This is a genomic window from Advenella mandrilli, from assembly GCF_016595155.1.
Lineage (GTDB): Bacteria > Pseudomonadota > Gammaproteobacteria > Burkholderiales > Burkholderiaceae_B > Advenella > Advenella mandrilli.
The window spans coordinates 74,048-99,276 of the sequence record NZ_JAENGP010000012.1 but is presented as its reverse complement, the minus strand read 5'-3'; the positions used below and the strand labels follow the sequence as shown (position 1 = coordinate 99,276).

The 25,229-nt window shown below is 52.6% G+C and carries 19 protein-coding genes; 10 read left to right on the top strand and 9 right to left on the bottom strand.

Going from position 1 to position 25,229, the window contains the following annotated elements:
* Positions 1-57 precede the first annotated feature (57 nt).
* Both ilvN and JHL22_RS11265 read right to left on the bottom strand, forming a co-directional pair.
* Complete coding sequence (gene ilvN / locus JHL22_RS11270) at positions 58-549, bottom strand: acetolactate synthase small subunit (protein ID WP_200237381.1); 492 nt, start codon at positions 547-549, stop codon at positions 58-60.
* 9 nt (positions 550-558) lie between these two features.
* Entirely contained in the window at positions 559-2,280 is a 1,722-nt protein-coding gene (locus JHL22_RS11265) for an acetolactate synthase 3 catalytic subunit (RefSeq protein WP_200237378.1), read from the bottom strand.
* Between the two features lie 546 nt (positions 2,281-2,826).
* On the opposite strand from JHL22_RS11265, the gene JHL22_RS11260 reads away from it, so the two are divergent.
* From JHL22_RS11260 to JHL22_RS11235, 6 genes are all read left to right on the top strand, one after another.
* Positions 2,827-5,106 carry an FUSC family protein gene (locus JHL22_RS11260; RefSeq protein ID WP_200237373.1) on the top strand — a complete coding sequence of 760 codons (2,280 nt, stop codon included), beginning with the start codon at positions 2,827-2,829 and terminating at the stop codon, positions 5,104-5,106.
* Positions 5,107-5,344: 238 nt separating this feature from the next.
* The gene (locus tag JHL22_RS11255; protein WP_200237370.1) at positions 5,345-5,962 is read left to right on the top strand and encodes a TetR/AcrR family transcriptional regulator; all 618 of its coding nucleotides are present in this window, start codon (positions 5,345-5,347) and stop codon (positions 5,960-5,962) included.
* On the top strand, positions 5,959-7,005 hold the full coding sequence (gene hlyD / locus JHL22_RS11250) for a secretion protein HlyD (RefSeq protein ID WP_200237367.1): 1,047 nt from the start codon (positions 5,959-5,961) through the stop codon (positions 7,003-7,005). The genes JHL22_RS11255 and hlyD overlap by 4 nt, the downstream gene beginning before the upstream one ends.
* Before the next feature lies 1 nt (position 7,006).
* Positions 7,007-8,773 (top strand): ATP-binding cassette domain-containing protein, encoded by a 1,767-nt coding sequence (locus tag JHL22_RS11245; protein ID WP_200237364.1) that lies wholly within the window; start codon positions 7,007-7,009, stop codon positions 8,771-8,773.
* Complete coding sequence (locus JHL22_RS11240; protein WP_200237362.1) at positions 8,770-9,909, top strand: ABC transporter permease; 1,140 nt, start codon at positions 8,770-8,772, stop codon at positions 9,907-9,909. The genes JHL22_RS11245 and JHL22_RS11240 overlap by 4 nt, the downstream gene beginning before the upstream one ends.
* Positions 9,910-9,911: 2 nt before the next feature.
* Entirely contained in the window at positions 9,912-11,036 is a 1,125-nt protein-coding gene (locus JHL22_RS11235; RefSeq protein ID WP_200237359.1) for an ABC transporter permease, read from the top strand.
* Between the two features lie 47 nt (positions 11,037-11,083).
* On the opposite strand, the gene JHL22_RS11230 is transcribed toward JHL22_RS11235, so the two are convergent.
* The 3 genes from JHL22_RS11230 to serS all read right to left on the bottom strand — a co-directional run bounded on the left by JHL22_RS11230 (position 11,084) and on the right by serS (position 14,701).
* Positions 11,084-12,319: an MFS transporter gene (locus JHL22_RS11230; RefSeq protein WP_200237356.1), complete on the bottom strand. Its 1,236-nt coding sequence runs from the start codon at positions 12,317-12,319 to the stop codon at positions 11,084-11,086.
* Positions 12,316-13,086: a peroxide stress protein YaaA gene (gene yaaA / locus JHL22_RS11225; protein WP_200237353.1), complete on the bottom strand. Its 771-nt coding sequence runs from the start codon at positions 13,084-13,086 to the stop codon at positions 12,316-12,318. Before yaaA ends, JHL22_RS11230 begins: the two co-directional genes overlap by 4 nt.
* Before the next feature lie 268 nt (positions 13,087-13,354).
* Positions 13,355-14,701 (bottom strand): serine--tRNA ligase, encoded by a 1,347-nt coding sequence (gene serS / locus JHL22_RS11220; protein ID WP_200237350.1) that lies wholly within the window; start codon positions 14,699-14,701, stop codon positions 13,355-13,357.
* A gap of 517 nt (positions 14,702-15,218) precedes the next feature.
* On the opposite strand from serS, the gene JHL22_RS11215 reads away from it, so the two are divergent.
* Together JHL22_RS11215 and JHL22_RS11210 are read left to right on the top strand one after the other, a co-directional pair.
* On the top strand, positions 15,219-15,536 hold the full coding sequence (locus JHL22_RS11215; protein WP_200237348.1) for a helix-turn-helix domain-containing protein: 318 nt from the start codon (positions 15,219-15,221) through the stop codon (positions 15,534-15,536).
* Complete coding sequence (locus JHL22_RS11210) at positions 15,533-16,900, top strand: type II toxin-antitoxin system HipA family toxin (protein WP_200237346.1); 1,368 nt, start codon at positions 15,533-15,535, stop codon at positions 16,898-16,900. Before JHL22_RS11215 ends, JHL22_RS11210 begins: the two co-directional genes overlap by 4 nt.
* A gap of 121 nt (positions 16,901-17,021) precedes the next feature.
* Here JHL22_RS11210 and JHL22_RS11205 read toward each other — a convergent pair whose 3' ends face one another.
* The 3 genes from JHL22_RS11205 to JHL22_RS11195 all read right to left on the bottom strand — a co-directional run bounded on the left by JHL22_RS11205 (position 17,022) and on the right by JHL22_RS11195 (position 22,180).
* Positions 17,022-18,353, bottom strand: coding sequence for a replication-associated recombination protein A (locus JHL22_RS11205; RefSeq protein WP_200237344.1), 1,332 nt, complete (start codon positions 18,351-18,353; stop codon positions 17,022-17,024).
* 236 nt (positions 18,354-18,589) lie between these two features.
* Positions 18,590-19,309, bottom strand: a complete 720-nt coding sequence (lolA, locus tag JHL22_RS11200) for an outer membrane lipoprotein periplasmic chaperone LolA (RefSeq protein ID WP_200237341.1) — start codon at positions 19,307-19,309, stop codon at positions 18,590-18,592.
* Between the two features lie 495 nt (positions 19,310-19,804).
* A complete protein-coding gene (locus JHL22_RS11195; protein WP_200237337.1) occupies positions 19,805-22,180 on the bottom strand; it encodes a DNA translocase FtsK in 2,376 nt (791 codons plus the stop codon).
* A 44-nt stretch (positions 22,181-22,224) separates the two neighbouring features.
* On the opposite strand from JHL22_RS11195, the gene trxB reads away from it, so the two are divergent.
* The gene (trxB, locus tag JHL22_RS11190; RefSeq protein WP_200237334.1) at positions 22,225-23,187 is read left to right on the top strand and encodes a thioredoxin-disulfide reductase; all 963 of its coding nucleotides are present in this window, start codon (positions 22,225-22,227) and stop codon (positions 23,185-23,187) included.
* Positions 23,174-23,878: a Smr/MutS family protein gene (locus JHL22_RS11185; RefSeq protein WP_200237331.1), complete on the top strand. Its 705-nt coding sequence runs from the start codon at positions 23,174-23,176 to the stop codon at positions 23,876-23,878. Before trxB ends, JHL22_RS11185 begins: the two co-directional genes overlap by 14 nt.
* A gap of 323 nt (positions 23,879-24,201) precedes the next feature.
* Here JHL22_RS11185 and trhO read toward each other — a convergent pair whose 3' ends face one another.
* Entirely contained in the window at positions 24,202-25,227 is a 1,026-nt protein-coding gene (gene trhO, locus JHL22_RS11180) for an oxygen-dependent tRNA uridine(34) hydroxylase TrhO (protein ID WP_200237489.1), read from the bottom strand.
* Positions 25,228-25,229: the final 2 nt, after the last annotated feature.

Below are 25,229 nucleotides of genomic sequence, written 5' to 3'. Positions count from 1 at the left end.
TAAATCAAAAAAATGGTTTGAACTGCATCAGTAGAATCATACCTGATTTCACAACAATTACAGTTTCAAAATCCTTTCACCGCGCCCGATGCCGGACACGCCTGTACGGACGGTTTCAAGAATGGAACTGCGATCCATGGCATCAATGAATGCCTGGGTTTTTTCCTGAGTACCGGTGAGTTCTATCGTGTAGGACTTATCGGTTACATCAACGATATGTCCACGGAAGATATCTGCCATGCGTTTGACTTCTTCGCGTTCCTTGCCCACGGCACGAACCTTGATAAGCATGAGTTCGCGTTCTATGTGGGCGCCTTCGGTCAGGTCAACTACCTTGACCACATCTACCAGGCGGTTCAGGTGCTTGGTGATTTGTTCTATCACCTCTTCTGAGCCGGTGGTCATGATGGTTAAACGTGACAAGGTGGCATCTTCGGTAGGTGCTACCGTTAAGGTTTCAATATTATAGCCACGCGCGGAAAACAGCCCAACGACTCGTGACAGCGCACCCGGTTCGTTTTCAAGCAGTATGGAAATTATGTGTTTCATGTTGGCTCCTTACAGATCTTCTGAACCCAAAAGCATTTCAGTCAGGCCCTTGCCTGCCTTGACCATCGGCCAGACATTTTCGGCAGGATCAGTAATGAAATCAATAAAGACCAGACGATCTTTATATTTACCGTAGGCTTCTTTAAGTGCCGGTTCTACATCTGCAGGGTTATCGATACGCATGCCAATATGGCCGTAACTTTCCACCAGCTTGACGAAGTCGGGCAGCGACTCCATATAAGATTCTGAGTAACGGCCACCGTAATCAATTTCTTGCCACTGGCGTACCATGCCCAGATAACGGTTGTTAAGGCACAATACTTTAGGCGTAAAATGATATTGCTTGCAGGTACCCAGTTCCTGGATGTTCATTTGAATGGAACCATCGCCCGTAATAACCGCAATTTGCGCATCGGGGTTGGCCATTTGCACACCCATGGCATAAGGCAAGCCCACACCCATGGTACCCAAACCGCCAGAGTTCACCCAGCGGCGCGGCTCGTTGAAACGGTAATACTGGGCCGCCCACATTTGGTGCTGGCCAACGTCTGATGTGACAAACGCATTGCCACCGGTAACTTCCCACAGTTTTTCAACCACAAACTGGGGCCGGATAAGCTCGCTGGAAGGTTCATACTTAAGGCACTGCTTATCTTGCCATACCTTGATCTGTTCCCACCAGGCTTTAAGGTTTTTTTCATTTTTCTTGCGAACGTCACCCGCTTCACGGACAATTTCATTCAAGTCCAGCAGCACGTCTTTAACGTTACCCACAATAGGGATATCTACCTTGACCCGTTTAGAAATGGAAGACGGATCGACGTCGATGTGGATAATTTTGCGGTTTACCTGGGCAAAATGTTTGGGATTGCCAATAACCCGGTCGTCGAAACGCGCGCCAATGGCAATGAGCACATCACAGTTTTGCATGGCCATATTGGCCTCATACGTACCGTGCATGCCAGGCATGCCAAGGTATTGCTCTGAATCGGCATTAAGCGAGCCCAGCCCCATTAAGGTGTTGGTGCACGGCGCACCGGTTAACTGAACCAGTTCACGCAATTCAGGTGCGGCATTGGACAGGACCACGCCACCGCCCGTATAAATCATGGGACGGCTTGCATTCAGCAACAGCTGGGCCGCTTTCTTGATTTGCCCGTGATGCCCCTTAACCACCGGTGCGTAGGAACGCATTTTCACTTCACCCTTGGGGGGTGAGTACTTGCAGGTATCCATAGAGACGTCTTTGGGGATATCCACCAGCACCGGACCGGGACGCCCTGTTTTGGCAATGAAGAAGGCCTTGCGCATGGTATCGGCAAGATCCTTGACATCACGAACCAGGAAGTTGTGTTTGACACAGGGACGTGTAATACCCACTGTATCGCATTCCTGGAAGGCGTCTTCGCCAATGGCTTTGGTGCTAACCTGGCCACTGATGATAACCATGGGGATGGAGTCCATGTAAGCCGTGGCAATACCGGTAACCGCATTGGTCAGGCCGGGGCCGCTGGTAACCAGACAAACACCCACTTTTTGAGAGGTACGTGAATAGGCATCGGCCGCGTGCACGGCTGCCTGTTCATGACGGACCAGGATATGCTGAAAATCTTCTTGTTTATAGATTGCGTCGTAGATGTAGAGCACCGCGCCGCCTGGATAACCAAAAATGTGTTGAACACCTTCTTCGGCAAGGCAACGCACGACGATATCGGCGCCATTGAGTTCCATGTTATTTCCTTTCATAACCGGCTGGGCTGCATTGACTGGTATTTAAACCGCACACAAGAACTGTTTTATTCGCCATCGACGGCGCTTCATTTCTCACGGAGAAAATCCACCCGAGGACGCCGAAAAACCAGCGCATGCATGATCAACCAACTTTCGCTAACGCGTTAAAAACGCAAAAAAGTTCGAAATGGATGCTTAGGCAACACACGCTTGTGGCGCGGCCAGGAGCTGTATTCTATTTACTGTAGGGCGCAATAACATCATGCGGATAGCATGACAACTATGCAAACCACTTATTTTTACCGTTGTTTGGGCAAAATAATGTTTAAATGTACCGCATCGCAACATGGAAAGCAAATAACTATTGCATTTTCAGTAAAATGGTTGTGGCAATGAAGTCACACATTAAGCGCCGTTCCTCTGGCGGGCAAGATTTGCATTTTACGCAGCCAGCAACAAAGGAAACAAAGATTATCGCTGGTGAATTTCATACAGTTTGTTAAGATAGCAGCTCTACCAGAAACCAGTACAGGCATTTCGTTAGCAATGGATTTACGCGCAGAAAAAATCTCCCAATTTCTTTACAGCCCCAACTTTTTCTATGCGGTTCGCAAGGCAATCGGGGTGTTATTGCCCGTGGTTATTTTCCTGGGCATTTTCAAACAATATAACGAAGGCCTGGCTTTTGCGGCCGGCTCGCTTTGCATTGCCTTAATTGACCAGCCCGGTGGCACCAAGAAATCGCGCTTCAACGAAATGCTGGCCGGGCTCATCATGGGTAACCTGGCCGCCCTGCTTACCGGGCTAGCCAACCCCTACCCCTTACTGGTACTGTTTGTTATTACCGCCCAGGTATTTTTCTTTTCCATGCTGTCGGTATATGGTGCCCGTGGCGGTTTCATCGGGTTTGGCTGCATGCTTATCATGATCTTAACCCTGCGCACCCCGCTGGATTTTGAACAGGCCCTGTACCACACCCAGTTTACCCTGCTGGGTAGCATCAGCTATTTTCTGTTCAGCATTATCAGCAGCGCCCTGTTTCGTTACCGTGAAGAAAAACAGACGCTGGCCGATGCCCTTTATGCCACGGCTGAATATATGAAGGCCCGTGCCAATCTTTACGATACCGCCCAGGACCTTGATGACAGTTACCGCAAACTGACACCCAAAATGATTGCCATGACCACGCGCCACCAAAGCGCCCGGGATGTGGTTTTACGCAACCTGCCCCAGGGTAAAAACAATAAAAACAGCAACAACCGGCAACGCATTATCATGTGGAATATCTTTATTGACATGATTGCCATCCTTGACACCCTGGTTGCCAGCCAAACCGACTATGTCATTTTAAGGGAACGCTTCAAAGATAATGACAGCCTGCTGTTCATGCGCGATACACTCTTCAAGCTTAGCCGGACCCTGAACCGTACCGCTCTTAGCCTGTCACGCAACCGCCCGGTTGATTATCGCAACAGTGTCAAGGCGGAACTGCGCGCCCTTGAATATGAAATAGAACAGTCGCGCCAGAACTGCCTGAACGAGAACGAGCCCGAAGTTTACGCGTTGCAGGTACAAATTTTACGGCGCCTGCGTAATGCCAGCCGCTATATTGACCGCATTGCCGACAACCTGCGTGCAAACACGAAAATCGAACCGCTCAATACCCTGCGCCGCGACCACTCGCTTATCCAGTTCCAAAGCAGCCAGGAAATCCGCCTTGAAAAGCTGTTTAACAATATGAATATGGGCTCGGCTATTTTTCGTTATGCCTTGCGGGTCACCCTGGCCATTTTTCTGGTCATGTCCACGACGTATGTTGCTTCGTTTTTCAATTCCAGCTCTGAAATTATCAACTCCCTGATTGCCCACAGTTACTGGATTGTCATTACCATCCTGATTATTATGCGCCCGGGTTTTGCCCTTACCCAGCAACGCACCGGCAAGCGGCTTACCGGCACCATCATGGGCTGCCTGCTTACACTGGCCCTGTTCATGCTTACCGGCAACGCCTATATTCATTTTGTTATTATGCTCGCGGCCATGATCATGGGTAATGCCTTTGTTGCCAGCAATTATCGCGTTGGCTCCATGTTTATTACCATGTATGTGTTAATTGGTTTTTACTTCCTGACACCCAGCCCCCTGTTTATTATTGGTGAACGGGCCCTGGATACCCTGATTGCCGCCCTGGTGGCTTTTGGGGCCAGTTTCATTTTCCCTTGGTGGGAAAAGCACCAGATCCTGAACCTGGCCCGCAAAACCATTCAGGCCAACCACAGTTATTTGAAAAACGCCCTGCTGTACGCCCAATCCAACCTGCCACAAAAAGAAGGCGAAAAAAAAGCGCCGGCCGACAATATTTTCTACGTTAGTACCCAGCTGGCCAAAAAGAACCTGCTGAATGCCTATAGCGATTTTGCCGACAGTTTTGCCCGTATGCTGAACGAACCCAAATCCAAGCAAGTCCATATCCGGCAACTGAATAAACTGCTGGTGCAAAACGATGCCATGGCCAGTGAAATTGGCTCGGTCATGCCGGTCATTGCCGATATGGCTGAAATACCGCCCAAAATGCAGCAGTTCCTGGATTATATTGAAGCCATGCTGGACGAAAGCCAAACCAAAATACCCGCCCCCCCGGCCAATATTGAAAACGCTGGCGAATACGGCGCACTGGCCTTAAGGCTGAAACAAATGCGCAACGGCGTACAAACCATCCGCAAACAAGCCCATGAACTGGGCCTGATGCCGGCGGTTGAAAAGGTGGACGCGAATAATGAAGAGATTGACAACGCCAGTAGCAATGCGCCTCAAGCCGCTTTTTAAAAATGGGTAGCAGTAACGCCCAAGCTTGGCGGTATTCCCACGCGGAGCTGAACTGACTGTTTCTTAATGAATACGGGTCATTGGAATAGGGGTATTCCCACGCGGAGGGGTGGCGCGAAGCGCCGGGGTGGTTCTAACCCAACCAATCCCCCCCAACACAAAAACCCCTAAAGTCATTGTAAGCGTTTTTTACTCCTGATAAGATAGTAATAGATTACTTACTTTCAGGTTTGCCGCAATGAATGAACGCCCCAAACACCTTCCTGCCGATAAGCGCCGGGCCGCCACTATAGAGGCGGTGATTGACTTGGCAGGCACACAAAACCCCAGCGACATCACCACCACCACCATCGCCCAATACATGGGACTGACACAGGGTGCCCTGTTCCGTCACTTCACCAGCAAAGACGCCATCCTGCAAGCCGTCATGTCCTGGGTTGCAGAACGCCTGTTGGCGCGCATCGACAAAGCCGCTCACGGCATTTCTTCCCCGCTGGCCGCCCTTGAAGCCGTTTTCATGACACATATTGACTTCGTCTCCGACCACCCCGGTGTGCCACGAATGCTTTTTGGTGAATTGCAACGCTCCGGAGACACCCTGCCCAAACGAATGGTCCACACCCTCACCCAACAATACGGAGAACGCCTGCATCGCCTGCTGGAAGCGGGCAAGGAAAAGGGCGAACTGAATGCCCAACTGGATGTGAACGCCGCTGCCGTCCTGTTTATTGGCACCATTCAAGGCCTGGTCATGCAATCCCTCATTGCTGGCAATGTATCCCGTATTCGTCAGGATGCCCCTGGCCTGTTCGCCATCTACCGCAAAGGCATCAGCCACATGGAAAGCCCCCAATGAACACCGGCCGCCTTTCCCGCCCCATCAGGCGCGTACTGGTCCTGCTTATTATCATCACCATCGCAGGCGGTATTGCTTATGTACAAATACAGCGCACCGGCACAAATCAGAACCCGCTGCGTTTATACGGCAATGTGGATATCCGGGAAGTGCAGCTGGCTTTCCGGCAACCCGGGCGCATCGCCAGCATGATGTTTGATGAAGGCGACCCCGTCAGCCCGGGCATGCCCATGGCCAAACTGGACGACCAGCCTTACCGTGACGCTCTGGCTTCCGCAGAAGCATCCGTCCAGGTAGCCCAGGCGGAATTATCCAAACTGCGCAGCGGTTTGCGCCCCCAGGAAATTGTCCTGGCACAAGAAGCGCTTAAACAGGCGAAAGCCATTGCCGTTAACGCCGAACGCAACTACCAACGTCAAACAAAACTGCGCCCCTCGGGCGCCAGCAGCCAAAGTACGGTTGATGCCGCCCGCGCTGAACGGGACCAGGCGGTGGCCGGGGTTGAAACGGCCAAGGCAAGGCTGTCACTGGCAACAGAAGGCTTTCGCCAGGAAGATATTGCGGCAGCTCAAGCGCTGCTGGCAGCGGCACAGGCCACCCGGAACCAGGCCGCCACCGCCCTGGCCGATACGGTACTGCTGACCCCCAGCACTGGCACCGTCATTACACGAATACGCGAACCCGGCAGCATGGTGGCCAGCCAAAACCCTGTCTACAGCCTGAGCCTGGACAAACCCGTCTACGTACGTGCTTATATTGGCGAACCGGATCTTGGCCGCATCGCCCCCGGCATGGCGGTGAGCGTTAGCAATGACTCTTCCAATAAAATTTATCGCGGCCAGATCGGTTTTATTTCACCACGCGCCGAATTCACCCCCAAAACAGTGGAAACCACCGACTTGCGCACCGACCTGGTTTACCGCCTGCGCATAGTGATTGATGAAGCCGACAGTGACAAAGGCCTGCGCCAGGGCATGCCCGTGACCATAGACGTCAACGACACGGCAAACAATCCCCCTGACCAGCCCGCCGGGAATCCCTGACATGCAAACCGGCCCTGTCCCTGAACGCCCATTACCCACCTCAAACGTGGCGGTGGTGGTAGAAGATGTCCATAAGCATTTCGGCCAGGTCCAGGCATTGCGCGGCCTGAATGCAAAGATTGAATATGGCAGGCTGACCGGCCTGGTAGGGCCCGATGGGGCTGGCAAAACAACCCTCATGCGCCTGCTGGCTGGCCTGCTGGTGCCCAATTCGGGCAGCGTCACCCTGGCGGGCTATGATACCGTTAAAGATAACGACGCCATTCACGTTGCCAGCGGTTACATGCCACAACGCTTTGGCCTTTACGAAGACCTGACGGTGATGGAAAACATGCGCCTGTACGCACGGCTGCGAGGCATGCATACCAAGCGCCATCCACAACTGTTTGACCAACTGCTTGATTTCACCCGGCTGGCCCCCTTTGCCCAACGCCTGGCCGGAAAACTGTCCGGCGGCATGAAACAGAAACTGGGGCTGGCCTGCGCACTCATGGCACAACCCAAAGTCTTGCTGCTGGACGAACCTGGCGTGGGGGTTGACCCGGTCAGCCGCCAGGACCTGTGGCGCATGGTGCAGGCATTAACCCATGAAGGCATGGCCGTTATCTGGTCAACCGCCTATCTTGACGAAGCGGAGCGCTGTGAAAGCGTACTGTTACTAAACCAGGGGCAGCTTTTATTTGATGGTCCGCCACAAACCATGACCGCACGGCTTGAAGGCCGTAGCTTTCGCCTGGAAAATGTGGGTACCCAACGCCGGGCCGTGCTTACCCAGGCACTTGACCTGGACAGCGTTAGTGATGGCGTAATCCAGGGGGCAAGCGTGCGCCTGGTACTGCGTGAAGGTGCATCAGGCAGCCAGATCCAGGCCCTGGCCCAACAGACACAAGTGGCATTAACACCCGTACCGGCACGGTTTGAAGATGCCTTCATTGATTTGCTGGGCGGCGGCCCGGGTGGCACATCTGCACTGGCCGAGCGTCTGCCGCCGGTTGAAAGCGATTCGGAAATTACCGTCTCATGCCACCAATTAACCAAGCATTTTGGCAATTTCACGGCAACCGATAACGTTAGCTTCGAGGTTAAAAAGGGAGAGATTTTCGGCTTGCTTGGCCCCAACGGCGCCGGTAAATCCACCACCTTCAAAATGCTGTGCGGGCTTCTTAAGCCCACCCATGGGCAAGCACAGGTAGGCGGTTATGACCTACACCGGGCAACCGGTGCCGCCAAAAGCAGACTTGGCTATATGGCGCAGAAATTCTCGCTCTACGGCCTGCTCTCGGTTCGCCAGAATCTGGAATTTTCAGCGGGCGTTTACCAGCTGGAAGGACCGGCACGGCGCGAACGCATTGCAGAAATGATTGACACCTTCGGCCTGGGCAACTGGCTGTCTGCCGCCCCCGACGCCCTGCCACTGGGCCTGAAACAGCGGCTGGCACTGGCCTGTGCCTTAATGCACAACCCGCCTGTGCTGTTTCTGGACGAACCCACCTCTGGGGTAGACCCCCTCACCCGGCGTGAATTCTGGACCCACATTAACGGCTTGGCGCGTAAAGGCGTGACCATCATGGTAACCACCCACTTCATGGACGAAGCCGAATACTGCGATCGCGTGGCCATGCTTTCAAACGCACGCCTAATTGCCCTGGACACCCCCGATGCGCTCAAGCAGGGTGCGGCCACCCCCGCCCGGCCCAATCCAACCATGGAAGACGCCTTCATCCATCTGGTGGAATCGGCTGCGCAGCATGACAAGGTGAGCCCATGAAGAACATGACCTCCCGCTTTAACCTGCAACGCCTGGGCGCACTGATTCACAAAGAAAGCCTGCAGGCAATGCGTGACCCGTCCACCCTGCTGATCGCTTTCGTGCTGCCGCTCGTGCTGCTGTTGCTGTTTGCCTATGCCGTGTCGCTGGATGCCAAAAACATACGTATCGGGGTGGTTCTGGAATCCCAAAGCGCCCCGGCCCAGTCCCTGGCCGCCGCATTTTCTGCCAGTGGCTATTTAGACACGCACTTCGTTCATAGTCGCCAGGAAGTAACCCCCATGCTGGTGTCCGGCGCGTTGCGGGGTTACGTGCTCATCCCGCAGGATTTTGAAAAACGCATGGCCTTGCAGGGCAGCGAACCCCTGGTGCAAATCATTACCGACGGTTCTTACCCCAATACCGCCAATTATGTTGAAAATTACGCGCGCGGCGTGGTGCAATCGTGGATCAACCGGCCTGATGCAGGCATTAACCCGCCTCCCATTGCCATGACACTTGAACCCCGCTACTGGTTTAACCCCGAGCTGGAAAGCCGCCGTGCCTTAATTCCCGGCTCTATTGCCATCATCATGACCATTATTGGCACCATGTTAACCGCCCTGGTGGTGGCGCGGGAATGGGAGCGCGGCACCATGGAAGCCGTCATGTCTACCCCCGCCTCGGTCGCGGAAATCCTGATTGGCAAACTGCTGCCGTATTTTGTACTGGGCATGCTGTCTACCCTGGCCGCGGCCATCTTGGCCATTTACGTTTTTGGCGTGCCCTTGCGCGGTTCATTTGGCGCTCTCATGCTGCTTTCGGCCGTCTTCATGATTCCGGCCCTGGGCCAGGGGCTGCTCATTTCCTCTGTGGCACGCAACCAATTCCTGGCAGCGCAAATTGCCCTGTTTTCAGGTTTTCTACCGGCTTTCATGCTCTCGGGCTTTCTGTTTGAAATAGATGCCATGCCCGCCCCCATCCGCCTCATCACCTGGCTTATTCCGGCCCGCTATTTTGTTGAATCACTTAAAACCGTGTTCCTGGCGGGTGACATTTGGGCCGTTTTCATCCCCAACCTGCTGGCCATGGCCGCAATTGGCACCTTGTTTTTTGTGCTGGCCAAACGCGCCACACGCAAGAATCTGGAGGGTTGATCATGACACAACAATCGGGCGCGCTTGTTTTCACACGCTTGCGGGCACAGTTCATTAAAGAAATCCTTAGCGTGCTGCGCGACCCCCGTAGCCGAATGGTGGTGTTTGTGCCGCCCCTGCTGCAGCTGCTGGTTTTTGCCTTTGCGGCCACCCTGGAAGTGAGCAATGTCAATATTGCCATCAACAACCAGGATGCCGGACGCGCCTCGCATGAACTGGTGCAACGGCTGGACAGCGCCCATTTTATCAAGCGTATTTATCATATTGAAAGCCGACAAGCCTTGCAGCAGCTCATTAACAAAGGAGAAGTGATTGCCGCCCTGACCATTCCGGCCGATTTTTCACGCACCATCGCCGCCGGAGGCAGCGCATCGGCCCAGGTTGTGATTGATGGCCGGCGCAGCAACTCGGGCCAGATTACGCTGGCTTATCTTTCGGTCATTGCCGCAGAAACCGGCGCACAAATGACGCCTGACGCGCAAACACCCACGCCCGTCGCGGTACGCCATTGGTTCAACCCGAACCTGATCTACCGCTGGTTCATCGTGCCTGGCCTGACCGGTGTCCTGGCGCTGTTCAGCGCGTTACTGATTACCTCCCTGTCGATTGCCCGCGAGCGCGAATTGGGTACCTTCGACCAGTTACTGGTGTCACCCACTTCTGTGTCTGAAATCATTATTGCCAAATCCCTGCCCGGGCTGGCCATTGGCACCCTGCTTGGCCTGTTTATGACGGGTGCCGGTGTCTTTCTGTTTGGCATCCCGTTTTACGGTTCTTTTCTGCTCTTGTTGGCCAGTTTATTACTCTTCATCCTGTCTGTTGTGGGCATTGGCCTGATGATTTCCGCCATCAGCATGACACAGCAACAGGCCATTTTAGGCGCCTTCGCGATTGGCGTACCATCGGTCTTAATGTCGGGTTTTTCCACACCGGTAGAAAACATGCCTGTGTTCCTGCAATGGCTGGCCCAAGCCATCCCACTTACCCACTTCCTGATTATTGTTGAAGGCAGTTTTCTTAAGGCCCTGCCGGCAGTAGATGTGCTTGCCAATCTTTGGCCCCTTGCACTGATCGCCTTAATCACACTAAGCACCGCCACCCTGTTTGTTAGGAGGCGTTTGCAATGATAACAATCACGCACCCCGCTCCCGTGCCTGCATGGTAGCGAAGCGGTTCAGGCAAACTCTGCCGCATCCACCTTAAGCGCTGACGGCCAGAAATACCACAGTGCTGCCAGCAATTGCAGGCCCAGCATGATTCCCCATGCCGTAATGTGTGCCTGGGGCGGATACACACCCTCTTGCTGCGGCCAAACATCCAGAATATAGCCAATCCCCATTTGCATAGAAAAAATGCACACAAAAAACACCATATTGAAAGCCGTCGTCACACGCCCCACTACATGCTGCGGAAACACTTCCGCCATGACGGAATAAGCCAAAATGCCACAGGATGCTGAAAACCCGTAAACACTCCATAACAGCGCATGAGGTATCGGCCACTGCATAATCACCCCCAGCTGGATAAACAGGAAAACCAGCATACCCAAGCCAGCAAAACGGAATAAATTCAAGCCAAGCCGCTCCAGTTTACGAGCCAGCAAACCGGTCACTGCCGTGCCGGCCACCATCGTCAGGCCTAGCAGGGAAACCAGCCGGTCGGCCTGTTCGGGCAGCATGCCCTGCGCCTGAATCATATAAGGCCGCACCCATAAAGACTGGGCAGCATAAAAAGCGCCCCCGCAAACCGAAGGCAGCGACGCCAGCTGCCAGAATACCCGGTGGGAAAGAATGCGTTTGGTACCTGCCATCTGCTGGCTAAAAGACACTTTGGCCCTGGCCCGCTGCGACTTGGGTTCCACCACGCCAAACCAGATTAGAGTGGCTATCAGCAAGGTACACACCGCCATACCAATACTAATGGTTTGCCATAAATAATGCTGAAGCAAGGCCGCCAAGGGCGTACCCACCACCACACCACCCATGCCACCCAAGGCCACCATCACGCCATTAAGCATGGGCAGGCGGGACATGGGAAAATTTTGTGCCAGTGCCATAAAGGCAGCACCCAAACACACCGAGACCCCCATCCCAATTAAAAACCGGCCCATAAACAGGCCAACCATGCCACTGGACATGCCATAAACCACCGTACCCAAGGCAGCCAGCAATAACAGGCAGGCTTCGGTTTTACGGGCACCGTAAGTATCCAGCGCCAGGCCCGCCGGCAACTGGGCCAGGGCAAAACTCATAAAATAAGCACTGGTTAACAAACCCAGATCACCGGCCGACAGCCCCAATTCTGCCGTCAAAAAAGGGGCAAACCCAATGTTTAAGCCCCTATATACATACGACAAAAAATAGCCTATCGCAAAAATCAAAAAAATGCGTAATCCTGTTTTTGCATTCATCGTTTCCGTCTAAAAACAAGCTTGTCCGGGCTAGAGGCCTCGGGGTCAAACCTGTAATCCTCCTTGTCAAATAACTGCAGGTCTTCGGGTTTTTGTGCTTGTGTTTCTATGGCAAAACGCACCATCAGCCCACGTGCCCGCTTGGCATTGAAGCTAATGATTTTGTAAACACCATTTTTATAATCCTGGAACACGCACTGTACCACACGTGCATCCAATGTTTTACGGTCAATAGATTTAAAATATTCTTCCGAAGCCAGGTTAATCACCACCCTGGATTCCCGTTTTTTCAAGCGCGCATTCAGGTAGGCGGCAATCTGACTGCCCCAGAACGCATACAGGTTGTTTCCCTTGGCATTGTCCAGCCGGGTGCCCATTTCAAGACGGTAAGGCTGCATTAAATCCAGCGGCCGCAACACCCCATACAGCCCACTTAAGATAGCAACATGTTCCTGTGCCCAGTCAACCTGGCTTTCATTCAGGGTTTGTGCCTCAAGACCTTCATACACATCGCCATTAAAGGCAAACAGGGCCTGGCGTGAATTATGCTGATCAAACGTGGTTGTCCAGGCGGCGTAACGGTTTACGTTCAATTCAGACAGTGCCGGGCTTAACTTCATTAAGGCTGAAATATCTTCAGCCGACTTGGTTTTAAGACTCTCAATAAGTTCGGCCGCTTGCGGAACGAAGAAAGGCTGGGTATGTTTTTGAATAGCCAGCGGTGTGTCGTAATCCAGTTTTTTAGCAGGAGATAAAACAAATAACATAAATTCAATCTACTTTTATAAAAAATGCTGCCCGCATGTTTTACACCCGGGCTGACCATTAAATTTGAATACGGAAAAATATCTGACAATGTCTTATATTTAAACCAAACATAAGGCCTTGTCCAATTGAAAATAGACAAGGCCTTGATATACAAAACTTATTCCGGACTACACGCCTTTCTCATCATCAACGTTAACCAAGGACGTTCCTGTTCCCACGCGGCGCATTTTTACGTTCCCGTCCCCACGCAGGCATGGGGACGAAAATTTAAGGTTGAAGCACCTTGATGCCGCCCATATAAGGCTGCAAGACCTCTGGCACCACAATACTACCATCGGCCTGCTGATAGTTTTCAAGTACCGCCACCAAAGCACGGCCCACGGCCAGGCCGGAACCATTCAGGGTATGGGCGTATTCTGTCTTGCCTTGCTCGTTACGGAAGCGCGCCTGCATACGACGGGCCTGGAACGCCTCGCAGTTGGACACCGAAGAAATCTCGCGCCAGGTATCCTGGGAAGGAATCCAGACTTCAAGGTCATAGGTTTTAGTAGCCCCAAAACCCATATCGCCCGCGCACAGCAACACCACACGGTAAGGCACGCCCAACAATTTCAAGACCTTTTCGGCGTGGCCCACCATTTCTTCAAGGGCATCGTACGATTTTTCAGGATGCACCACCTGCACCATTTCTACTTTGTCAAACTGGTGCTGGCGAATCATGCCACGGGTATCTCGGCCACCGCTGCCCGCTTCAGAGCGGAAGCAAGGCGTATGTGCGGTAAGCCTGATGGGCAAATTGGTACCGGGCACGATCTCGTCGGCCACCGTGCTGGTAAGCGTGATTTCAGAGGTGGAAATAAGATACAGCTCTTCTTTGGCAACCGTATTTCCCTGCTCGTCTACCTGAGGCTCATCATCGCCCCCTTTGGTCACCCAGAACATGTCCTCTTTGAACTTGGGCAACTGGCCCGTGCCAAACAGGGTAGAACTGTTCACAATATAAGGGGTATAGCATTCGGTATAACCGTGTTCGGCAGTGTGCAAGTCTAGCATGAACTGGGCTAGGGAACGGTGCAGGCGTGCCATTTGACCACGCATGAACACAAAACGTGAACCCGACAACTTGGCGGCCGTATCAAACTCAAGCCCCAGCTTTTCGCCCAGCGCCACGTGATCGGCCACTTCAAAGCCCAGGGCAGCCGGCATCTCGTCTTTCACATATTCTTTGCCAGGCAGCCAGCGGCGCACTTCCACGTTGTCATCGCTGTCTTTGCCATTAGGCACGACATCATTGGGCAGGTTGGGAATAGACATTAACCAGGCATCCAGCTCTTGTTTGATGCCGTTCAACTGCCCTTCAAGTTCTTTAAGTTTGCCGGGAATCGCCTGTGATTCGGCCATCACGGCACTGGCATCCTGCCCTTGCGACTTGAGTTTGCCAATTTGCTTGGCCAGCGAGTTGCGCTGGGCCTGAAGGGTTTCGGTGTCAACCTGAACCGCCTTGCGGCGGGCTTCAAGGGCATTGAAGCGCTCTTCGTCAAATTCGACGCCACGGCGTTTTAACGCCGCAACAACCCGGGGTAAATCTTTGCGCAGTAAAACAGGATCTAACATAATCTTCTTTTTAAACAGGGTTCAAGTATGGGAGGTGCCGGCAGAAAGCCGGAAGATTTTGCCTCACGTCTGATGATTACACGTGAGCACCAAAGCCTACCATTATAAACGGCATTCTGCCAGCCCGCAGAAAATTCACAGGCAAGCGCTATTGACGCCATCTTCGTTACCACGTAGGAATGAACTGCCCCCAAAAAGTTGAAGAGGTGTCCAACTTTTTGGGGGCAGCTCACACATGAGCATGGGAACGAGAAAGTACACAGACATTACCACGAAGCAGAAAAATTCCCCTCTGCGGAGGGGTGGCAGGCAAAGCCTGACGGGGTGGTTCCTGATTTCCACGCAGGCGCAGAACCAGGATGGGTCAGTTCATAGCATAAAAACGAACAAACGCCAAACCAAAAAACACCACTAAAGTAGTACAAACAATATAAATACTACTTTAATATACAAACCATTGATTAAAAATAAATATTAAAGTAGGATAAACATAATTAATACTACTTTATTACTCATCATGGCTACCCTTTCCAGTATTTCCCAAACACTCAGAAAGCAACTTCAGGCGCTCAAGCTAACACAGGAAACCGTTAGACAAGACACAGGTATCACAAGGCGTACGCTTACTAATGTATTAAGTGGCAAACAAGACTACAAGCTCACCACACTGCTGGCGATAGCAGACCGGCTGGGCCTGGATGTTGTCCTGCTTCCCAAAGAAGCCGCCAGGGGAATAAACCTTACCCCGACCACCACCCCGACCCCTCCAAAAGTAACCAGCACCGTACAAGCCACCCTTGAGCGTTTAAGAGCCAAGACGGAACAACTCAAATGAATGTAAAGGCGCTTGAAATCCATCTTGGCAAACAACGTATTGGTGTGCTATTCCAGTTTGCACCCGCGCATGCAGCAACCATCAACCGCTTTGTCGCAGACGAAGCATTCATTAACACCATCCAGCAACCCACCCTTTCGCTTTCCATGCTGGCAGATACCCCACAAGACCAGGCCCTGCTGTGGCGTGATTTTCAAAGCACCCTGTTTAACGGCAAGCTCTCAAAAGACGGGCAAAGTTGGCTCTTGCCCGCATTTTTCCAAAATTTATTACCCGAAGGGGTATTCAGAGACCAGCTTGCACGTGCCCGGCAATGCGCGTCCAATGACCATTTTGAACTTCTGGCGGCCTGCGGCAAAGATTTACCCGGCAACGTATATGCCCTGCCGGTTGAATTAAGCCGTGCCGAACTTGGCTACTATGTTACACAAGATGCAGACGCTCTGGAAATGAGCATTACGGCAGAACCATTGGAAGATGGTGTGTCGCTTTCCGGATTTCAGCCTAAATTGGGTGTGATTAAAAAAGGTGAACGATATATCGCCCGAACCAAAGACCAGGATACCCATATTATTGCCAAACTACCCGTGATGAGTTATCCGCTGCTTCCCGAGGCAGAGGCGCTTTCCCTTAGCCTTGCCAGCACCGCAGGGGTCAACGCCTGCAATGCTTATCTGGCCCCCATGCATAAACTTGCCGTGCAACACCATTATGAATTAGGTGATGTCCAGGCCAATACGAACTTTCTTGCCGTCCCCCGCTACGATCGCAATATTGGCCAACGTATCCACTGCGAAGATTTCGCCCAAATACTGGGCATCATGCCAGAAAACAAATATTCTTCCGCTCATTCTTATCTGGATATTGCTGCCGCCTTTCTCACTTACCCCAGTCTGGGTACAGAAGCCGTACATGAACTATTGCGTCGAATCACAGTAAATGAAATGCTGGGTAATCCTGACATGCATTTAAAAAACATAGGTGTCTGGTATCCCGATGGCAAAACCCCTGAACTCCCCCCAGCTTATGACATTGTGGCGCATTGTATCTACACGCCCAGTTATGGGCACGGGCTTAGACTGCTACCCCAAAGCCTTGAAACACAACTTGGCCCCAAAGAACTAGCCAACGGTACACATCGGCAATTACGATTATCACCCATGGTTTTAAGAGTATTTTGTGAAGCGCTTGAAATACCCGAAAAACCCGCAACAGCGGTAATATCCAAATGTGTTAAAGATGCGGTAAAAACCTGGCCCGACATGATTGAAAACAGCCTATTGTTTGAAAGCCAGAAAAAAAAGCTTTTAAAGTACTTTCTGGCCCATCCTTTGGTTAAGAGCGTATTGCGCAGACAAAATTAAGATTCTTGCTCTTTAAAGTTAGGCATTCCCACGAAGCAGAAAAATTCCCCTCTGCGGAGGGGTGGCAGGCGAAGCCTGACGGGGTGGTTAACGAGCAACACACAACACAAGCAATCCCCACTTACTTCTTCCAAACTTCCTCATCCAACCCCTTCAAAAACGCCATCTTTTCAGCAATTTTGCTTTCCAGCCCCCTGGGCACGGGCCGGTACCAGCCGGGTTTGCGCATGCCTTCGGGGAAGTAGTTTTCACCGGCGGCATAGCCATGAGGCTCGTCGTGGGCATAGCGGTAGGCGTGGCCATGGCCCAGTTCTTTCATTAATTTAGTGGGCGCATTGCGAAGATGGGGCGGCACTTCGCGGCTTTTGTCCTGTTTAATAAAAGCACGGGCCTGGTTGTAGGCCATATAACCGGCGTTACTTTTAGCTGCCACGGCCAGGTAAATAACCGCCTGCGCCAAGGCCAATTCCCCTTCGGGTGAACCCAGCCGCTCGTAGGTGGCGGCCGCGTCATTGGCAATTTGCATGGCGCGGGGGTCGGCCAGGCCGATGTCTTCCCAGGCCATGCGCACAATACGGCGCGACAGATATTTGGCATCGGCCCCGCCATCCAGCATGCGGGTAAACCAATACAGGGCGGCATCGGGGTCGGAACCGCGTACCGATTTATGCAGGGCGGAAATCTGGTCGTAGAAGGCATCGCCCCCCTTGTCGAAGCGGCGCAGGTTTTGTGACAGGGCCACTTCCAGCCAGGCACTGTCCACCAGGTCGCGGCCCGAGGAAATGGCCGAATCCAGCACCACCTCTACCGCATTAATCAGGCGGCGGGCATCGCCATCAGCCCAGGCCGCCAGCTGCGTGCGGGCCTTTTCATCCATCTGCACCGGTTGTTCAGGCCGGTCGCTGTTCACCAATTCCAGCGACCGGTTTACCAGTTCCAGTAACTCTTCCTGCCCCAGCGATTCAAGCACATACACCCGGGCCCGGGACAGCAAGGCCGAATTCATTTCAAAAGAAGGGTTTTCGGTGGTGGCACCAATAAAAGTAAACAGGCCGCTTTCCACATACGGCAAAAAAGCGTCCTGCTGGGCCTTGTTAAAACGATGCACTTCATCGACAAACAGAATGGTTTTACGGCCCTGCCCCTGTGCCACCTGCGCAGCGGTAACGGCCTCGCGAATATCTTTGACCCCGCCCAACACGGCTGAAATAGCAATAAACTGGGCATCAAAGCCGTCGCTCATGAGGCGTGCCAGCGTGGTTTTACCCACCCCCGGCGGCCCCCAGAAAATCATGGAATGCGGTCGGCCAGATTCAAAGGCCACCCGCAAAGGCTTGCCCGGTGCCAGCAAATGCGACTGCCCCACCACCTGATCCAGCGTGCGCGGCCGCAAACGCTCGGCCAGCGGCGCTGAACTTAATGCCTGGGATTGAAATAAATCATTGTCGTTCACGCTGATTAAACTCTGTAAATACTTAACATTAATATGTTCGTCACTTCAATAGTGAAAATGCAATTAAGAAACGGACATTTTCGTCTTTTTAGGCAAAAATCTTACATCGATACGGATACTGCTACCAATACCCCAGTATATTAAACCACACGCCAAATACTGTATACATCAACAGCCAAAACAAAAAAAGGGCCATCGTCACGGCCCTTTCCCCCTATGAACTGGCAAACACACGCTTACATTCTAACCGTGTCTACCCCGGCTGGTGCCTTGAACTGGAACTGGCTGGCCGGAATTTTGGCATTTGATTTAAAATTACGCATTTTGATACTGGTGGTCTGCCCGAAAGAGTCCAGAATAACCAGCTCGGCGGGCAGGTTGTTGGCAAAGGCGATATCAACGTGCGACAAACCGGCATCGGGCACTTTGGGGGTGGCACGCAGCCACACCAGGCCATTTTGTTCTGGCAACACGCTAACATTGAAGCTTTCATCCAGCGACCCCGAACCAAACAGGATGGCCGCCGGTGACGCCCCCACCGCCTGGTCCACCGGACGCTGGGTTACCTGCATTAAATCAGGATCATACTGATACACGATTTTGCCGTCGGAAATTACCTGCTGCTCGTAAGGCGTAGCCACATTCCAGTAAAACTTGCCAGGCCGCTCGAAGCCGAATGAACCCGTTTGCGCCCCCGAACCCGTGGTTTGCTGGGCAAACTGGCCACTGGCCGATTTCACATTACGCACAAAATCTTTCAACTGCTGACTGGCATCGGCCTTGACCGTGTTTTTAACTGCCGGAATTTCCTCAAACTGCAAATTCTGCAAATCGGTATTCAGGCCTGCCTCGGGCAGCTGAAAACCGGGGGAAACCGTCATGGATTGCGCCTGAACTCCCCAGCTGGAAGTGGCCAATATCAGGGTAATGGTAGCAAGCAATGCTTTTTTCTTCATCTATATTCTCCGGAAAACCCCGCCAATCTTGGCAGTGCAACCTAGGTGTGTTTTTGTCAATTCCCGCGGAGGCGGGGTTTATTGGGTGGGGGAAGTGCTTTTTATACAACCACCCCGTCAGGCTCCGCCTGCCACCCCTCCACGGGAGGGGAATTTGTGGAACTCTTTTCAGCGGTAAAAAGGGTTTAGATAATTCCCCTCCCGTGGAGGGGTGGCGCGAAGCGACGGGGTGGTTACACGCAACTTACAAACGCCTCTTACAGGCCCTATCACAGTGACACGTAACTTACAAACGCCTCTTACAGGCCCTATCACAGTGACACGTAACTTACAACTCCCACTACAGGCCCTGTAAATTACACACCAACTACAAAATTCCTGCCACCACTCTGCAAGTGACGCAGCAACTGTCACGCCCCCTACCACCTGTTTTTAACAGAATTTACCCCACAGCACTGTTACACAAGCGTAAATCCAATTACGGCGTTGAAATAATCACCCTTCTTCCTGCCCCGCCGGCACCAGGATTTCCCGGTTGCCATTAGACTGCATGGCAGACACTACGCCAGACTGCTCCATTTGCTCTAACAAGCGGGCGGCGCGGTTGTAGCCAATACGCAAGTGACGCTGCACCGACGAAATAGAAGCCCGGCGGTTTTTTAGCACAATCGCCACCGCCTGGTCATATAACGGGTCTGATTCAGGGTCGGCAAAGCCGGTTACGCTGCCCAGGCCATCGCCGGTTTCACCGGGTACGCCGCCTTCCAGAATGCCATCAATATAATCGGCCTCACCCTGCTCTTTCAGGCAATCCACCACGCGGTGAACTTCGTCATCGGCCACAAAAGCACCGTGCACCCGGCGTGGCAGGCCGGTACCCGGTGGCAAGAACAGCATATCGCCCTGGCCCAGCAGGGTTTCTGCCCCCATTTGGTCCAAAATAGTGCGCGAGTCTATTTTTGAAGACACCTGAAACGCAATACGGGTAGGAATATTGGCCTTGATTAAACCGGTAATCACATCAACGCTGGGCCGCTGGGTGGCCAGCACCAGGTGGATACCCGAAGCCCGGGCTTTTTGTGCCAGGCGGGCAATGAGTTCTTCAATTTTCTTGCCCACCACCATCATTAAATCGGCCAGTTCGTCGATGACCACCACAATAAAGGGCAGCGTGCTTAACGGTTCGGGCGCTTCAGGGGTTAAGGAAAACGGGTTCGGAATAGGCTCGCCTTTTTTGATGGCTTCACGAATTTTAGCGTTATAACCACTTAAATTTCGCACGCCCATTTTACTCATCAGTTTATAACGCTTTTCCATCTCGCCCACACACCAGTTCAGCGCGTTGGCGGCCTGGCGCATATCGGTAACCACCGGTGCCAGCAAATGCGGAATGCCCTCGTAAATGCTCATTTCCAGCATTTTCGGGTCAATCAGAATAAGGCGAACCTGTGTCGCATCGGCCTTGTACAGCAAAGACAGAATCATGGCATTAATACCCACCGACTTGCCCGAACCGGTGGTACCGGCCACCAGCAAATGGGGCATTTTGGCCAGATCAGCCACCACCGGATTACCGGCAATATCTTTGCCCAGCACCATAGTTAAGGCTGAAGGGTTGTCGTGATAGGTTTTAGAGCCAATAATTTCAGACAACCGCACCATTTGACGGCGCGGGTTGGGCAGTTCAAGCCCCATTAAATTCTTGCCGGGAATGGTTTCCACCACCCGGATGCTAATTAAACTAAGCGCCCGAGCCAGGTCTTTGGACAGATTAACAATCTGGCTGCCCTTAACCCCGGTAGCGGGTTCTATTTCATAACGGGTAATCACCGGCCCGGCCTGAGCCGCCACCACTGTCACCTCTACCCCAAAATCGCGCAGTTTTTTCTCAATAAGGCGGGACGTATATTCAATGGTTTCGGGGGAAACGGTTTCTATATTATCTTGGGCCGGGTCTAGCAAGTCTATGGCCGGCAAGGCCCCTTCGGACTCATGGCTCACCACCGGAAACTGGGTTTGCTGCTTTTCTGTTTGCTGCTTTTCTTTAACCGCCCGTTCTGACTTGGGAATACTGGTAATAGCCGGCTCTATTCTTACCGGCTTCTCGTGGGTTAATTTTACTTTTTGCTCAACCAGGTTTTCCTGACGCACCGCTTTGGCGGCTTCTCCGGCCTTGCGGTCTTTGCGAGCACTAAAAAAATCACCCACACCGGCAATACCGCGCTGAATGGCAAAACCGATTTTTTCAGCCACGGTTAACCATGAAAAACCAAAAAAGAAACTAATGCCCAACACCAACAACAGGAATAGCGCAATGGCCGAACCACTGGGCCCGATAAGCATTAACAGGTTATTGGCAAAAATTCCCCCCAGAACGCCACCGGCGCCCCCGGGAAGTTGTTCACCAAAGCCCTGTAGCTGGCTGGCTTCAAAACCCATTGAGCCCAAAAACAGCATGATAAAACCAATGCCCTGTTCCCAGTGCACGCGGGGTAAATCAAGGTCTGGGTCTAGCACAATACGTTTCATTAAGCGGCGATAGCCCACCCACATTCTTTGCGCAAAGCAAACCACCAGCCACCAGGCGGAAAGCCCCACCAGGTAATACAGGATATCTGAAACATAAGCCCCCACCATACCCAGCCTGTTTTGCACAAGCTGGCTGGAAGAGGTACTGACCCAACCGGGATCAGTGGGGTGCCAGGTAAACAGCGTAAACGCCAAGGCCACCGCCAATGCCGCGTAAATAACCCACTTGGCCTCGCCAAAAAGGGAAACCACGCGATCGGTCGTTGGAGAAGAGCCGCTTTTCTGGTTGCGTTTATTACGACCAGCTGAGCGATTTGAAAGTGTATTAGAAGAACGTGCCATAAGTCATATTATAATTGTGGATTACCATTATAGGATGAATATAAATGAGCGATGTTAAACATTCCAAGGTTTTGATTCTGGGTTCGGGCCCAGCGGGCTATTCTGCGGCGGTTTATGCGGCCCGCGCCAACCTGAACCCGGTCATGGTTACCGGCATGGCGCAAGGCGGCCAGCTCATGACCACCACCGACGTAGACAACTGGCCGGCCGACCCCGAAGGCGTGCAAGGCCCAGACCTGATGCAGCGTTTTTTACAACATGCAGAACGTTTCAACACCGACATCATTCTGGACCAGATTGAGCGCGTGGACCTGTCCAAACGCCCTTTCACCCTGCATTCCGAAATGGGCAATGTTTACACCTGCGACAGCCTGATTATTGCCACCGGTGCCAGCGCCAAATACCTGGGCCTGCCTTCCGAAGAAGCCTTCATGGGCAAGGGCGTGTCTGCCTGCGCCACCTGCGACGGCTTTTTCTATCGCAACCAGGACGTGGTGGTGGTGGGCGGTGGCAACACAGCGGTTGAAGAAGCCCTGTACCTGTCTAACATTTGCCGCAAAGTCACCCTTATTCACCGCCGCGACAAATTCCGTGCCGAACCCATCTTAATTGACAAAATGATGGAAAAAGTAAAAAACGGCAATATGGAACTGCAACTGTTTCACACCCTGGAGGAAATACTGGGCGACGACAGCGGCGTAACCGGTGTGCGCATTCGCAACACGCAAGATAATACCACACAGGAGTTACCCGTAACCGGTGCTTTTATTGCGATTGGCCACCAACCCAATACCGGCATCTTCGAAGGCCAGTTAGAGATGGAAAACGGCGGCTACATTAAAACCCGTAGCGGCCAGCAAGGCTTGGCCACCATGACTTCCGTACCCGGCGTTTTTGCGGCCGGCGACGTGCAAGACCATATTTACCGCCAGGCCATTACCAGCGCAGGTACCGGTTGCATGGCTGCCCTTGATGCACAACGTTGGCTGGACAATGAAGGTAATTAAAGGCAATCTTGAAGACCTGAAACGCCTGCAAAAAAAACGCAGTGCACAACAGGCCAAGGCAGAAAAGCAGGTAAAAGAACAGGCCCGGCACACCAAACCCACTTCAGGCAGTGCCGCTGCGGTAGCGCTGTCCAGTGAAGACGCCGCCCTGTTCCAGCAATCGGTAAAGGGGGTTACCCCCCTGCCTGGCAGTAATCGCATTCCACATGTGGCCACCAGCAAGTCACCCAATGCTCTGGTTCTTGCCCGGCGGGCACAGGCCGAAGGCAGGACAATACCCGCGCTTACCCCGGCCCCCGGTGCCGGTCAGGAAACCCGCCCAGTGCAACCAGGCCAAAACCTGCAGCCCGATGATTCTTCTTACGTGCAGCATGCTCATAGTAAAGATCTGCTGAAAAAATTGGCCCGTGGCACCTGGCCCGTTTCGGCCACCCTTGACCTGCATGGCACTACCGCCGAACAGGCCGCCGAACGGTTCGACCGGTTTATTCAGTCTTGCCTGCAACATCAGGTACGTTGCGTTTGCATTATTCACGGCAAAGGCTACGGCTCTAAAGACGGGCAGGCGGTACTAAAAGATGGGGTGAAAGCGTGGTTACGGCAGCTGGAAGCCACCCAGGCATTTATTCAGGCCCCTGAAAGCATGGGTGGAACCGGTGCTTTGCTGGTGTTGTTAAACACCAAGATTTAAGCGAAGTCGTGGAAGGGGTTCCTGCGCTCTCGTTCGGCTCGTCGGCTCGTCGGCTCGTCGGCTCGTTCCCACGCTCTGCATAGGAATACATAAACCGCGCTGAAATTGATAAGGGCGATTAATGCTTGTGACATTAATCGCCCTTTCTTGTATTTATTTTGGTATGGCATAACTGCTTATGGGCTGTTATTAACCAGCAAGTTACCCGGTCTTTGCCGAGTGGTTTGTCTCCTCACCTGCATGAAAAGTATTATGCATTAGATTATGACAATTCACACTTAGGGTATGCACTAATTTTTACGGTTTTTCAATAATAAAAACAACTAATTGCTCTTTTCTTGATCAATCTCATGTGCCAATTGGCGGGATTTATCTTTTTGCGCCAGTTTTTCTTCGCGACGCCTGCGAATTTGCTCATCCATTTTCGCGCCAATATGTTCTTCGTCCCGCTGTTCGGCCAAATCCACCTGACGCTGCCTTTCCCGAAAACGCTCACGTTGCTCCTGAGTAATTTTGTCCCAGCAATGCGGACAGCTTTCACCACGCACATAATGAGCGGACGCACGGTCTTCATCACTTAAAGGATGACGGCAGGCCCGGCACTGAATATATGGCCCAGGCACCAGCCCATGCCCCACCGAAACCCGTTCATCAAACACAAAACACTCGCCATCCCACAGGCTTTGCGGCGCAGGAATGGTTTCCAAATACTTAAGAATACCGCCTTCCAGATGGTAGACCTCGTCATAGCCCTGGGACTTCATGTACGCCGTAGACTTTTCGCAACGAATCCCGCCGGTACAGAACATGGCCACTTTCTTTTTCCTGGTTTTATCCAGTAAGCCGCCCTCTTGGGCCTGCGCCTGCACCCATTGCGGAAACTCGCGGAACGTAACCGTTTCAGGATTAACCGCCCCCCTGAACGTACCAATATCCACTTCGTAATCGTTGCGGGTATCAATCAACACGACATCAGGGTCGGAAATTAAGGCATTCCAGTCTTCAGGCTTCACATACGTACCCGCATTCTGCCCATTCACATTGGGTTGCCCCATGGTCACGATTTCTTTTTTCAAGCGCACCCGCATGCGGTGAAACGGCTCGCAGTCTTCCGACCAGGATTCTTTATGTTCCAGGGTAGCCAAGCGGGGGTCATTGCGCAAATACGTCAGCACCGCATCAATACCCTCGCGTGGGCCGGCAATCGTGCCATTAATGCCTTCAAGCGCCAGCAACAAAGTGCCTTTTACCTCATGCTGCTCGCAAAAAGCCTGCAAGGGTTCACGCATTGCCTGGTAATCGGGCAATTCAACAAATTTATATAAAGCGGCAATGGTAAAGTTGGACATAC